This is a genomic window from Streptomyces sp. NPDC047081, assembly GCF_040643775.1.
Lineage (GTDB): Bacteria > Actinomycetota > Actinomycetes > Streptomycetales > Streptomycetaceae > Streptomyces.
Genome location: NZ_JBEYUY010000032.1, coordinates 76885 through 89546, shown reverse-complemented (window position 1 = coordinate 89546; position 12662 = coordinate 76885). Strand labels below are relative to the sequence as shown.

General features: G+C 68.5%; 12 protein-coding genes. 7 read left to right on the top strand and 5 right to left on the bottom strand.

The features are described from left to right. Window positions 1–18: 18 nt before the first annotated feature. Window positions 19–1203 carry a quinolinate synthase NadA gene (gene nadA / locus ABZ848_RS41010; protein WP_360840322.1) on the bottom strand — a complete coding sequence of 395 codons (1185 nt, stop codon included), beginning with the start codon at window positions 1201–1203 and terminating at the stop codon, window positions 19–21. Between the two features lie 239 nt (window positions 1204–1442). On the opposite strand from nadA, the gene ABZ848_RS41005 reads away from it, so the two are divergent. Then, window positions 1443–1799: an iron-sulfur cluster assembly accessory protein gene (locus tag ABZ848_RS41005; RefSeq protein WP_030582488.1), complete on the top strand. Its 357-nt coding sequence runs from the start codon at window positions 1443–1445 to the stop codon at window positions 1797–1799. A 92-nt stretch (window positions 1800–1891) separates the two neighbouring features. On the opposite strand, the gene ABZ848_RS41000 is transcribed toward ABZ848_RS41005, so the two are convergent. Then, on the bottom strand, window positions 1892–3757 hold the full coding sequence (locus ABZ848_RS41000) for a hypothetical protein (protein WP_360840321.1): 1866 nt from the start codon (window positions 3755–3757) through the stop codon (window positions 1892–1894). Between the two features lie 209 nt (window positions 3758–3966). After that, a complete protein-coding gene (locus ABZ848_RS40995) occupies window positions 3967–4176 on the bottom strand; it encodes a hypothetical protein (protein ID WP_360840320.1) in 210 nt (69 codons plus the stop codon). 216 nt (window positions 4177–4392) lie between these two features. Between ABZ848_RS40995 and ABZ848_RS40990 the strand changes: the two genes are divergently transcribed. Then, window positions 4393–5367, top strand: coding sequence for a carbohydrate kinase family protein (locus tag ABZ848_RS40990; protein WP_360840319.1), 975 nt, complete (start codon window positions 4393–4395; stop codon window positions 5365–5367). Window positions 5368–5379: 12 nt separating this feature from the next. Here the strand turns inward: ABZ848_RS40990 and ABZ848_RS40985 are convergent, their stop codons facing one another. Beyond that, a complete protein-coding gene (locus ABZ848_RS40985; RefSeq protein ID WP_360840317.1) occupies window positions 5380–6756 on the bottom strand; it encodes an aminotransferase class V-fold PLP-dependent enzyme in 1377 nt (458 codons plus the stop codon). Window positions 6757–7000: 244 nt separating this feature from the next. On the opposite strand from ABZ848_RS40985, the gene coxB reads away from it, so the two are divergent. The 4 genes from coxB (at window position 7001) to ABZ848_RS40965 (ending at window position 11485) form a co-directional block, all read left to right on the top strand. Continuing rightward, the gene (coxB, locus tag ABZ848_RS40980; RefSeq protein ID WP_360840316.1) at window positions 7001–7963 is read left to right on the top strand and encodes a cytochrome c oxidase subunit II; all 963 of its coding nucleotides are present in this window, start codon (window positions 7001–7003) and stop codon (window positions 7961–7963) included. Beyond that, a complete protein-coding gene (gene ctaD / locus ABZ848_RS40975; RefSeq protein WP_242760868.1) occupies window positions 7960–9696 on the top strand; it encodes a cytochrome c oxidase subunit I in 1737 nt (578 codons plus the stop codon). The genes coxB and ctaD overlap by 4 nt, the downstream gene beginning before the upstream one ends. Beyond that, window positions 9693–10091: a cytochrome c oxidase subunit 4 gene (locus ABZ848_RS40970; RefSeq protein WP_360840314.1), complete on the top strand. Its 399-nt coding sequence runs from the start codon at window positions 9693–9695 to the stop codon at window positions 10089–10091. Before ctaD ends, ABZ848_RS40970 begins: the two co-directional genes overlap by 4 nt. A 131-nt stretch (window positions 10092–10222) precedes the next feature. Then, the gene (locus ABZ848_RS40965) at window positions 10223–11485 is read left to right on the top strand and encodes an Ig-like domain-containing protein (protein ID WP_360840313.1); all 1263 of its coding nucleotides are present in this window, start codon (window positions 10223–10225) and stop codon (window positions 11483–11485) included. Here the strand turns inward: ABZ848_RS40965 and ABZ848_RS40960 are convergent. Beyond that, window positions 11482–11886, bottom strand: a complete 405-nt coding sequence (locus ABZ848_RS40960; protein ID WP_360840311.1) for a hypothetical protein — start codon at window positions 11884–11886, stop codon at window positions 11482–11484. The two genes, ABZ848_RS40965 and ABZ848_RS40960, sit on opposite strands and share 4 nt — an antisense overlap. A gap of 145 nt (window positions 11887–12031) precedes the next feature. Between ABZ848_RS40960 and ABZ848_RS40955 the strand changes: the two genes are divergently transcribed. Beyond that, window positions 12032–12652: a heme-copper oxidase subunit III gene (locus ABZ848_RS40955; RefSeq protein WP_360840310.1), complete on the top strand. Its 621-nt coding sequence runs from the start codon at window positions 12032–12034 to the stop codon at window positions 12650–12652. Window positions 12653–12662 lie beyond the last annotated feature (10 nt).

The window sequence follows — 12662 nt, the reverse complement described above, 5'->3', positions numbered from 1 at the left end:
GGGACGGACGTACGAGGGTTACGGCAGCGCCAGCATCCGCTCCAGCGCCAGCTTCGCGAACGCCTCGGTCTCCTTGTCGACCTCGATCCGGTTGACGAGCTTGCCCTCGGCCAGCGACTCCAGCGCCCAGACCAGGTGCGGGAGGTCGATGCGGTTCATGGTCGAGCAGAAGCAGACCGTCTTGTCCAGGAAGACGATCTCCTTGCCCTCCGGCGCGAAACGGTTGGCGAGCCGTCGTACGAGATTGAGCTCCGTGCCGATGGCCCACTTGGAACCGGCCGGGGCCGCCTCCAGCGCCTTGATGATGTACTCCGTCGAGCCGACGTAGTCCGCCGCGGCCACGACCTCGTGCCGGCACTCGGGGTGGACCAGGACGTTCACCCCGGGGATACGGGCGCGGACGTCCTCGACCGACTCCAGCGAGAAGCGGCCGTGCACCGAGCAGTGGCCGCGCCACAGGATCATCTTCGCGTCCCGCAGCTGCTCGGCGGTCAGACCGCCGTTCGGCTTGTGCGGGTTGTAGAGGACGCAGTCCTCCAGGGACATGCCCATGTCGCGGACCGCGGTGTTGCGGCCGAGGTGCTGGTCGGGCAGGAAGAGGACCTTGTCGCCCTGCTCGAAGGCCCACTCCAGGGCCCGCTGGGCGTTGGACGAGGTGCAGATCGTGCCGCCGTGCTTGCCCGTGAACGCCTTGATGTCCGCGGACGAGTTCATGTACGAGACGGGCACGACCTGCTCGGCTATGCCGGCCTCGGTCAGCACGTCCCAGCACTCGGCGACCTGCTCGGCCGTCGCCATGTCGGCCATCGAGCAGCCGGCGGCGAGGTCGGGCAGGACGACCTTCTGGTCGTCCGAGGTCAGGATGTCGGCGGACTCGGCCATGAAGTGCACACCGCAGAAGACGATGTACTCCGCCTCCGGGCGGGCGGCCGCGTCCCGGGCCAGCTTGAAGGAGTCACCCGTGACGTCCGCGAACTGGATGACCTCGTCGCGCTGGTAGTGGTGGCCGAGCACGAACACCTTGTCGCCGAGCTTCGCCTTGGCGGCGCGGGCACGCTCGACCAGGTCCGGGTCGGAGGGCGAGGGCAGGTCGCCGGGGCACTCGACGCCCCGCTCGCTCTTCGGGTCGGCCTCACGGCCGAGCAGCAGCAGGGCGAGCGGAGACGGCTGTACGTCGAGCTCCGGGGTCTGGGCGGTGGTCACGACACGCACCCTTTCTTTTCGTCGAACTGACGTTATCTATCATAACCCGCTTCGTGTCACTTTGACGATGGTCATTGCGTCGATGTGACGTGAATCCCGAAGCGGCATTTTCCGACGGCGACCGCATGTGCGAGCATGAAGAAGGCGCCGAAAAACAGCGTCCGGCCCGGAATGAATCCGCGGCCTTGCCGGTTGCACCAGTCGGCAAGCAGTCTCCGTACAACCCGGGAGAGATGTAGATGTCCGTATCGGACGAGACCAGCACCGTCACCGACGGCATCATCCTGTCCGACGCCGCCGCGGCGAAGGTCAAGGCCCTGCTCGACCAGGAAGGCCGTGACGACCTGGCCCTGCGTGTCGCCGTACAGCCCGGCGGCTGCTCCGGCCTGCGCTACCAGCTCTTCTTCGACGAGCGTTCCCTCGACGGCGACGTCGTCAAGGACTTCGGCGGCGTCAAGGTCGTCACCGACCGCATGAGCGCCCCGTACCTGGGTGGCGCGTCCATCGACTTCGTGGACACCATCGAGAAGCAGGGCTTCACGATCGACAACCCGAACGCGACGGGCTCCTGCGCCTGCGGCGACAGCTTCAGCTAAGCCCCACACGCGTATACGGCTTCACACTCGTGTACGCCGAAGGCGGCGGCCCCCTCCGACAGGGCCGCCGCCTTCGTGCACGTCCGGGGGTTCTACTGCACCCCGGCCGTCGTCCTCGGCAGCCGCGCACCCGGCTTCACCTGCGGGATCTCCTTGCCGTCCGAGCCGACGACCTTCCGGTCGCCGAGCGGCTCGTCCAGCTGCACGGTCTTCGTCATCTCCTTGGCGATCATGATGCAGACCTTGCCCTGCCAGGGCGTCTCGGTCACCGTCACGGTCACCTCGTCCGAACCCTCGGTCGCCTTCGCGTCGTAGTCGCTGCAGACCCCGCCCGTGAAGGTCACGGTCAGCGCGTTGCCGTCGGCGACGTAGCCGTCCACCTTGATGTCCCGGGTGGCCGGCGCCGACGTGGTGGGCTCACTTGAGGGCGTGTTCGAGGCCAGGTACTTCGGGTCGATCGCGGGATACGTCACCGTGAAGGGGTCCTGCGCGCCCGACGCCCGTACCTCGAAGAGCCAGGACGGCACCAGCGCGGACCGCCCGCCCACGGTGTGCGAGGCCAGCCCGAACACGGCCTTCTCGACGGTGACGGTGTTCTGCGCCGGCGTGGACGACGCCGTCGCGGCCGAGGTCCCCTGACCGCACGGCGCTTCCAGACGGTCCTTCAGCGGTACGGGGGTGGCGCAACCGCCGATGCCCATGCGGTGGTCGACGGTCGGCGCCGAGTTCAACAGCTCCAGTGTCTTCTTCGCGCCCAGCACGGGGTACGTGTCCCCCTTCACCGGCGCCTTCAACTGCCCGCTGCCGCCGACCACTTCGCCCTGCGCACTCACGGTCAGCCCGGTCGTCCAGCCGTACGTGGGCAGCCCGCCCACCACGGGATCGGCGTTGACCGCCCGCTGGGCGCCCATGATCTGGCTCGCGTCGACCTTCGCGTCGTCCTGACCCACCGCCTTCAGGATCGGCGCGGCGGCCTTCTTGGCGGCCTCCTCGCTGACGGTGTCGTTCGCGGGGTTGGCGGGGTCCTTCTGGCAGACGATCGTGCTCTGACAGGCGTCGGTGCCGGCGGCGTACCGGTGGAAGGTCCAGGTCCCGGGCGCCTGCTTGTTCACGACGAGGCTCGGTCCGGACCCGTCCTTGCTCGGCCCCACCTGCCAGGCCTGCCCGCGCGCGACGGGCGTCCCGTCCAGCCCCAGCGCCTTCGCGAGCCGCGCGACCTCGTCCTTGGTGACCTCGCCGGAGGCCTGGTACACGGCCGCGGACCCGGGCCCACCGGGAAGACTGCCGTCGGCCTCGTACGTCACGCCGTACGGATTCGGCTCCCCGGGCGCGATCCCGTTGCCCCCGCTGTACCCGTCGAGCGCGAGCGGCGGCGGAGTCCCGTCATCGCCGGACGCCCCGGAGGCCGTCCCCCCACCGGACCCACCGGAGGCATAGGCAGCGAGATACGCCCCACCGCCACCAACGAGCAGCACGGCAGCGGCAACGGAGGCGACGAGAGCGGGGGAGCGGCGGCGGGGTGGGCGGGGGGTGTCGGAGGGGGTTTCGTGGGGGCCGGGGACTTCGTCCGAGGACGCGGCGTTTTCGGAGGGGGCGGTTGCGGGGGACTCCGCCTTCTCGGGAGCAGCTGCCTCCGGGGAGTGGGCCTCTTCGGCGACGGTCGCTTTCGGGGAGTGGGCTTCTTCGGCGGCTGTCTCCGGGGACTGGGCCTCCGCGCCCCCGGATTCATCCGCCGCCGCAGCCTCGGTCTCGCCGGCGTCCGTCGCCTCCCCGCCGTCACCCTCCGTGCCCGCGGCCCCCGACCCCTCGTCGGCCTCCACGCCCGCGCCCCGCCCCGGAGCGCCCGCGTCGGCCTCCGTACCCCCGGGAGTCCCGGCGGCCATGGCGCGCCGCTCCTCGGCGTCGCCCCGCTCCTCGGCAGAGCCCGCGGCGTCGTTGTCGGGTCGCTCGGTGTTCACCGCATCGCTCCTTCACGTGCACAGCTGTCCATGACCCTGACCCGGCCCTGTCAATAACGGGCGGATAGGGGTCGTATCGCGCATCCCCTTTCCGGGGGACGGCGATGGGACGCACCGGGGGAGCGCACGGTTCCCTCGCACGCGCCGATCCGGGCCACGGACGCCTTTCCGGCCGCCGGGGCCCGGTGTCGCGGGCGGTTACGGCGCCGTCAGTCGCCGTAGTCGGACATCGCGTCCAGCAGCCTCGCCGACCTCGGCGGCACGGTCACGCCGTGGATGAGCGAAGGCGAGACCGGCCGGGCGGTGATCCGGTCCGGCGCGGCCCAGTGGGGGACCATCCGGGCGCAGTCACCACGCAGCGACGCGAGGTCGCCTTCCAGATCGACCGGGGCCGCAGCAGGGACCTTCAGGTTCGTCATAGCGGAACCGTAAGCACGCCGACGCCCGCGAAGAAAGATCTACTATCGGGTAGTTTTGGCCGCTTCCACGCGCCGCGACGGCCGATTCCGCGCCCTGCCCCAACGGCTTCCGTCCCCCGCCCCCACCCCTCCGCACCCGCCCCAACCGCTTCAGCCCCCCGCGACGACCGGGTAGCGTGAACTGTCAATCCGTCTCCCCACAGGAGAGTCCTCGCCGTGCGCATCGCAGTCACCGGCTCCATCGCCACCGACCACCTCATGACGTTCCCCGGCCGCTTCGCCGACCAGCTCGTCGCGGACCAGCTGCACACGGTCTCGCTCTCCTTCCTGGTCGACAACCTCGACGTCCGCCGCGGTGGCGTCGGCGCGAACATCGCCTTCGGCATGGGCCAGCTCGGCACCGAGCCCATCCTGGTCGGCGCCGCCGGCTTCGACTTCGACGAGTACCGCGCCTGGCTGGAGCGGCACGGCGTCGACACCGACTCGGTCCGCATCTCGGAGACCCTGCACACCGCCCGCTTCGTGTGCACCACCGACGCCGACCACAACCAGATCGGCTCCTTCTACACGGGCGCGATGAGCGAGGCCCGCCAGATCGAGCTGAAGACCGTCGCCGACCGCGTCGGCGGCCTCGACCTGGTCCTGATCGGCGCCGACGACCCCGAGGCGATGCTCCGCCACACCGAGGAGTGCCGCTCCCGTTCCATCCCCTTCGCCGCCGACTTCTCCCAGCAGATCGCCCGGATGAACGGCGACGAGATCCGGATACTGCTGGAGGGCGCCACGTACCTCTTCTCGAACGAGTACGAGAAGGGGCTCATCGAGTCCAAGACGGGCTGGAGCGACGCCGAGATCCTCGCGAAGGTCGGCCACCGCGTCACGACGCTCGGCGCGCGCGGCGTTCGTATCGAGCGTGACGGCCAGGACCCGATCGAGGTCGGCTGCCCCGAGGAGGACCGCAAGGCCGACCCCACGGGTGTCGGCGACGCCTTCCGCGCGGGCTTCCTGTCGGGGCTGGCGTGGGGCGTCCCGCTGGAGCGCGCGGCCCAGGTCGGCTGCATGCTCGCGACTCTCGTCATCGAGACGGTCGGCACCCAGGAGTACCAGCTGCGCCGCGCCCACTTCATGGACCGCTTCACCAAGGCGTACGGCGACGAGGCCGCCACCGAGGTCCAGAAGCACCTGGCGTAACGCCCCGGAGGGTCACGACACCCGGCGGACCACATAGGCCGAGCCCCGGTCCGCCGGTTCCTCCCCCACGTACTCCTGCCCCCGCATCTCGCACCACGCCGGAATGTCCAGCCGCGCCGCCTCGTCGTCGGCCAGCACCCGCACCGTCCCGCCCACCGGGACATCCCCGATCACCTTCGCCAGCTCGATGACGGGCAGCGGGCACAGCTTCCCCAGGGCGTCCACGACGAGCGCGTCCTCCTGCCGCACGGTCACGGGAACCGGCGCCCCCAACTTCTCCCGCACCCCCGCCACCGCCCCCGGCAGCACGTCCAGGAACCGCTCGACATCGGCCTCGGCCGTCCCCATCGGCAGCGAAACCCGCACATTCCCCTCACTCAGCACCCCCATCGCCTTGAGCACATGGCTCGGCGTCAGCGTGCTGCTGGTGCAGGACGATCCGGACGAGACCGAGAAACCCTCCCGGTCCAGCTCGTGCAGCAAAGTCTCCCCGTCGACATAGAGACACGAGAAGGTGACGATCCCCGGCAGCCGCCGCTCGCCGTCCCCGACCACCTCCACGTCGGACACCAGCCGCGGCACCCGTACCCGAATCCGCTCCGTCAGCTCCCGCAGCCGTACCGCCTCTTGCTCCGCCTCGGCCCGCACGGCCCGCAGCGAAGCCGCGGCCGCGACGATGGCCGGCAGGTTCTCGAACCCGGCCGCCCGCCCCGACTCCCGCTCATCGGCGGGCCCTTGCGACGCGAACCGCACACCCTTCCGTACGACGAGCAGCCCGACCCCCGCCGGCCCGCCCCACTTGTGCGCACTGGCCGTCAACAACGACCAGTCACCCTCCACCGGCCCCCACCCCAGCGACTGCGCCGCGTCCACCAGCAACGGCACCCCGGCCGCCCGGCACACCTCGCCCACCGCCCCCACCGGCTGCACGGTCCCCACCTCGTGATTGGCGGCCTGGAGGCAGGCGAGAGCGGTGTCCGGCCGGATGGCTCCCGCATAGCCCGCCGCCTCCACCGCGCCCGTTCGGCCCACACCCACCTGGGTGACGGTTCCGCCGGCGGACTCATGCGCATCGGCAGCATGCAGCACCGAGGAATGTTCGACAGCAGACACGATCAGGTGATGCCCGACCCGCCGCCGCCCGGCCAACGCCCCGGAGATGCCGTCGTGCACGGCCCGGGTCCCGGAGGTGGTGAACACCAACTCGTCCGTTCTGCACCCGACAGCCTCGGCAGCAGCCTCCCGAGCAGCGTCGAGGAGCAGCCGGGCCTTGCGGCCTTCACGGTAGAGACGGGACGGATCGGCCCACCCTTCATCCAATGAGGCCAACAGCGCCTGACGAGCCACGGGATGGAGAGGAGCACTGGAAGCAGCGTCGAAATATGACACGCAGCCACGCTAACCCCCTAGGGGCGCGGGGAACTGCGCGACCAGCCACAACGGACCGGCAGCCGCCAATTCAGCGAACCCCCTACCCAGTAGGCACCCCTCCCGCTGAACCCCCGGAGGGCGTCGGCTAGGGTTTGGTCCGCATAAACATCCAAACCCCTGCCCGACGCAGGGCGGCGACCGACCAGATGAGCAGGCAGGCCGCAGCCGAACCGCGCGGGCGAGACTCTCGGGAAGGCGCTACGTGAGTCCCAACGGCTCCGACCGCTCGCCGCGGCGCCCGATGCGGCGGAAGCTGCTGCAGGCAATGACCGCGGGCCTGGTCCTGGCGACCGCCACCGGTTGCACATACAAGGACTTCCCCCGCCTTGGTATGCCCACCCCCACCACCGAAGAGGCTCCGCGGATCCTCTCCCTGTGGCAGGGCTCCTGGGCTGCCGCGCTGGCCACCGGCGTGCTGGTGTGGGGCCTGATCATCTGGAGCACGATCTTCCACCGGCGCAGCCGCACCAAGGTCGAGGTTCCTCCGCAGACGCGGTACAACATGCCGATCGAGGCGCTGTACACGGTCGTTCCGCTCGTCATCGTCTCCGTGCTCTTCTACTTCACGGCCCGCGACGAGTCGAAGCTCCTCAGCCTCACCGACAAGAAGCCCGACGTCACCATCAACGTCGTGGGCTACCAGTGGAGCTGGGGCTTCAACTACATCACGCCCGTCGAGGGCGTGACCGGCGACGCGAAGACCGACAAGAACCTGGCGGCCATTCCGGACCGGTTCAAGAACGCGTTCCCGGCGAACGCCGGCGGTGTCTACGACACCGGCACGCCCGGCACGCGGAACCCGCAGACCGGCAACCCGGGTCCGACCCTGTGGCTGCCCAAGGGCAAGACGGTCCGCTTCGTCCTGACCTCGCGTGACGTCATCCACTCCTTCTGGGTGGTGCCGTTCCTGATGAAGATGGACGTCATCCCGGGCCACACCAACGCCTTCCAGGTGACGCCCAACAAGGAGGGCACCTTCCTTGGCAAGTGCGCCGAGCTGTGCGGCACGGACCACTCCCGGATGCTCTTCAACGTGAAGGTCGTCTCCGAGGACCGCTACGAGAAGCACCTCAAGGACCTCGCCAAGAAGGGGCAGACCGGTTACGTTCCCGCCGGCATCGCGCAGACGAGCCACGAGAAGAACCGGGAGACGAACAACCTGTGAGCATCCTCAACGAACCCCAGGGTGCCGCGGCAGCAGGGTCCCACTACGCGGACGAGCTGCCGGTCAGGCGCAAGCAGCCCGGCAACGTCGTGATCAAGTGGCTCACCACCACCGACCACAAGACGATCGGGACGCTCTACCTCGTCACGTCCTTCGCGTTCTTCCTGATCGGCGGCGTCATGGCGCTGCTGATGCGCGCCGAGCTCGCCCGGCCCGGTCTGCAGATCATGTCGAACGAGCAGTTCAACCAGGCGTTCACGATGCACGGCACGATCATGCTGCTGATGTTCGCGACGCCGCTGTTCGCCGGCTTCACGAACTGGATCATGCCGCTCCAGATCGGCGCCCCCGACGTGGCGTTCCCGCGGCTGAACATGTTCGCCTACTGGCTCTACCTGTTCGGCTCCACCATCGCCGTCGGTGGCTTCCTCACCCCGCAGGGTGCGGCCGACTTCGGCTGGTTCGCCTACTCCCCGCTGTCGGACGCGGTCCGCTCGCCGGGCGTCGGCGCCGACATGTGGATCATGGGTCTGGCCTTCTCCGGCTTCGGCACCATCCTCGGTGCGGTCAACTTCATCACCACGATCATCTGCATGCGCGCGCCGGGCATGACCATGTTCCGCATGCCGATCTTCGTGTGGAACGTGCTGCTGACCGCGGTGCTGGTCCTGCTCGCCTTCCCCGTCCTCGCCGCCGCGCTGTTCGCGCTGGAGGCGGATCGGAAATTCGGGGCACACGTCTTCGACTCGGCCAACGGCGGAGCGTTGCTGTGGCAGCACCTCTTCTGGTTCTTCGGCCATCCAGAGGTGTACATCATCGCGCTGCCGTTCTTCGGCATCATCTCCGAGGTCATCCCGGTCTTCTCCCGTAAGCCGATGTTCGGCTACATGGGCCTGATCGGCGCGACCATCGCGATCGCCGGCCTCTCGGTGACGGTGTGGGCGCACCACATGTACGTCACCGGCGGTGTGCTCCTGCCGTTCTTCTCCTTCATGACGTTCCTCATCGCCGTACCGACCGGCGTGAAGTTCTTCAACTGGATCGGAACGATGTGGAAGGGGTCGTTGTCCTTCGAGACACCGATGCTCTGGGCGACCGGCTTCCTGATCACCTTCACCTTCGGTGGTCTGACCGGCGTCATCCTGGCCTCGCCGCCGCTGGACTTCCACGTCTCCGACTCGTACTTCGTGGTGGCGCACTTCCACTACGTGGTCTTCGGCACCGTGGTGTTCGCGATGTTCTCCGGCTTCCACTTCTGGTGGCCGAAGATGACCGGCAAGATGCTCGACGAGCGGCTGGGCAAGATCACCTTCTGGACGCTGTTCATCGGCTTCCACACCACGTTCCTGGTGCAGCACTGGCTGGGCGCCGAGGGCATGCCGCGTCGTTACGCGGACTACCTCGCGGCCGACGGCTTCACCGCGCTGAACACGGTCTCCACGATCGGTTCCTTCCTGCTCGGCCTGTCGATCCTGCCGTTCCTCTACAACGTGTGGAAGACGGCCAAGTACGGCAAGCCGGTCGGCGTCGACGACCCGTGGGGCTACGGCCGCTCGCTCGAGTGGGCGACGTCCTGCCCGCCGCCGCGGCACAACTTCCTCACCCTGCCGCGGATCCGCAGCGAATCCCCGGCGTTCGACCTGCATCACCCTGAGATCGCCGCTCTCGACCAGCTCGAGAACGCGCCTCACGGTGAGAAGGCTCTGGCTGGTGGCAAGGAGGCCGGCAAGTGAAGGTTCAGGGCAAGATGTTCATGTGGCTGAGCGTCTTCGTCCTCGCCATGGCGGTTGTCTATGGCGTGTGGTCGAAGGAGCCGGTCGGTACCACGGCGCTCTTCCTGTCCTTCGGTCTGTGCATCATGATCGGCTTCTACCTGGGCTTCACGGCCCGGCGGGTCGACGTGGGTGCCATGGACAACAAGGAGGCCGACGTCGCGGACGACGCCGGCGAGGTCGGGTTCTTCAGCCCGCACAGCTGGCAGCCGCTCGCCCTCGGCGTCGGCGGCGCGCTGGCCTTCCTGTCGGTCGCGATCGGCTGGTGGCTGCTGTACTTCTCGGCGCCGGTGATTCTCGTCGGTCTGTACGGCTGGGTCTTCGAGTACTACCGCGGTGAGAACCGCACCCAGTAGCACGCACTGAGCTCACAGGAGCCCGGACACTCCGTCAGGAGCGTCCGGGCTCCTGCTTTTGCCGCAGTACAGGTCGCTCGTACGAGTTACCCCGCGCGCCGTCCTTGACGAACGTCCATAGCGTGATGGTCATGAACCACACTCCGCGCACCCGCACCGTCGTCAGCTGCACGCTGCTGGTGATCGCCCTCGGCGCGGGCGGCACCGCTTGCGGCAGCGGCGGCAACCCGCTGACCGCCAAGCCGTACGACGCGTCGGACCAGATCTCCTTCAACGGCCCCTCCGGCGACGGGAAGAAGGCCGACCCGGACAAGCCCCTGGAAGTCACCGCCGAGGACGACGACGGCCGGATCACGGACGTCACCGCCACGGACGCCACAGGACGCTATGTGACGGGCGAACTCAACGCCGACGGCACCCGCTGGCACAGCACCTCCCCGCTCGCCGCCAACGCCCACTACACGCTGCGGGTGAGCACCGAGGACGAGGACGGGGCGCCCGGCCGCAAGGTGCTCGCCTTCGACACCAGCAGGCCCACCACCAAGAAGACCCTGAAGGTGACGTTCGGGCCCAAGTCCGGCAAGTACGGCGTCGGCCAGCCCATCACCGCCGAACTCGACCGGCCGGTCAAGGACAAGGCACAGCGCGCCATCGTCGAACGGGCCCTCAGGGTCGACTCCGTGCCCGCCGTCGACGGCGCCTGGCACTGGGTGGACGACAAGGAACTCCACTACCGGCCCAAGGACTACTGGCCCGCCCACGCCACCGTCACGGTCCACAGCAACCTCGACGGCGTGAAGATCAGCGACCGGCTGTGGGGCGCCAAGTCCAAGCCCCTGAAGATCGGCATCGGCGACCGGGTCATCGCCCTCACCGACGCCTCGTCGCACTCCATGACGGTCTACAAGAACGGCGAGGAGATCAACGAGATCCCCGTCACCACCGGCAAGCCCGGCTTCGAGACCCGCAACGGCGTCAAAGTGGTGCTGGGCAAGGAGTACTTCGTACGCATGCGCGGCACCACGGTCGGCATCGCCGAGGGTTCCGCGGACTCGTACGACCTCCCGGTCTACTACGCCACCCGCGTCACCTGGAGCGGCGAGTACGTGCACGCCGCGCCCTGGTCGGTGGGCTCTCAGGGGTACGAGAACGTCAGCCACGGCTGCACCGGCATGAGCACGTCCAACGCCGAGTGGTTCTTCGACCACATCAACGAAGGCGACGTCGTGAAGGTCGTCAACTCCAACGGCGACACCATGGAGACCTTCGGCAACGGCTTCGGCGACTGGAACCTGGGCTGGAAGAAGTGGCGCTCGGGCAGCGCCCTGATCTCCGGCACCCCGGACGGCCCGAGCCCCGCCCAGGTGGCGAGGCTCAGGCCGGAAAGCGTCTAGGCGCTTTGCTGCAGCCGCTTCTGCCGCAGCAGGGAGGCCAGGGCCGAGGCGAACTCCACCGGGTCCACCGGGTGCGTCACCGCCGCGTCCGCACGGCTCCAGGTCGCGAGCCACGCGTCCTGGGGCCGGCCGATCAGCAGCAGCACCGGCGGGCAGTTGAAGACCTCGTCCTTGATCTGCCGGCACACGCCCATGCCGCCCATGGGCACGGCCTCGCCGTCCAGGACACAGACGTCGATGCCGCCCTTGTCCAGCTCCTTGAGGACGGCGGCGGGCGTCGCGCACTCCACGAACTCCACCACGGGGACGTCCGGAGCGGGCCGACGCCCGGTGGCCAACCGAACCTGCTCGCGAGTGTTGGAGTCGTCGCTGTAGACCAGCACCGTGGCGGTCGGCTGCATTGTTCCTCCGAGACGTCAGCGTCGTACGGAAAGGCTTGTTGCGGCGGATGTTACTCCGTTCAACACCACGTCAACACCGGTATGGCGGGCAGCAACACTCCGAACGGCACCCCCCGGAGTGAGGGCGGGATAAGCGACCGACATAATGTCGGTCGTGGCGACAGCAACGACAGTAGAAACCGGGCACGCGCACCCGTCGGTCAACCGGCCGAACCTCACCAGCGTCGGAACCATCATCTGGCTGAGTTCCGAGCTGATGTTCTTCGCGGCCCTCTTCGCGATGTACTTCACCCTGCGATCGGTGACCGGTCCGGATCACTGGAAGGAGATGGCGAGCCATCTCAACCTTCCGTTCTCCGCGACCAACACCACGATCCTGGTGCTCTCCTCCCTCACCTGCCAGCTCGGCGTGTTCGCGGCCGAGCGCGGGGACGTGAAGAAGCTCCGGGGCTGGTTCATCGTCACCTTCATCATGGGTGCGATCTTCATCGGCGGTCAGATCTTCGAGTACACGGAGCTGGTGAAGAAGGACGGACTCTCCCTGTCCTCCGACCCGTACGGCTCGGTGTTCTACCTGACCACCGGGTTCCACGGCATGCACGTGACGGGCGGCCTCATCGCCTTCCTGTTCGTCCTCGGCCGCACCTACGCGGCGAAGAGGTTCACCCACGAGCAGGCGACCGCGGCCATCGTCGTGTCCTACTACTGGCACTTCGTCGATGTCGTGTGGATCGGCCTCTTCGCCACGATCTACCTGATCAAGTAGCCGGGGCCTG

Excerpts from the sequence above, each read along its gene's own strand:
- ABZ848_RS40995 (WP_360840320.1), bottom strand. The coding sequence starts at position 4,176 with ATGACGAACCTGAAGGTCCCTGCTGCGGCCCCGGTCGATCTGGAAGGC.
- ABZ848_RS41005 (WP_030582488.1), top strand. The coding sequence starts at position 1,443 with ATGTCCGTATCGGACGAGACCAGCACCGTCACCGACGGCATCATCCTG.
- ABZ848_RS40960 (WP_360840311.1), bottom strand. The coding sequence starts at position 11,886 with ATGCAGCCGACCGCCACGGTGCTGGTCTACAGCGACGACTCCAACACT.
- ABZ848_RS40965 (WP_360840313.1), top strand. The coding sequence starts at position 10,223 with ATGAACCACACTCCGCGCACCCGCACCGTCGTCAGCTGCACGCTGCTG.
- ABZ848_RS40955 (WP_360840310.1), top strand. The coding sequence starts at position 12,032 with ATGTCGGTCGTGGCGACAGCAACGACAGTAGAAACCGGGCACGCGCAC.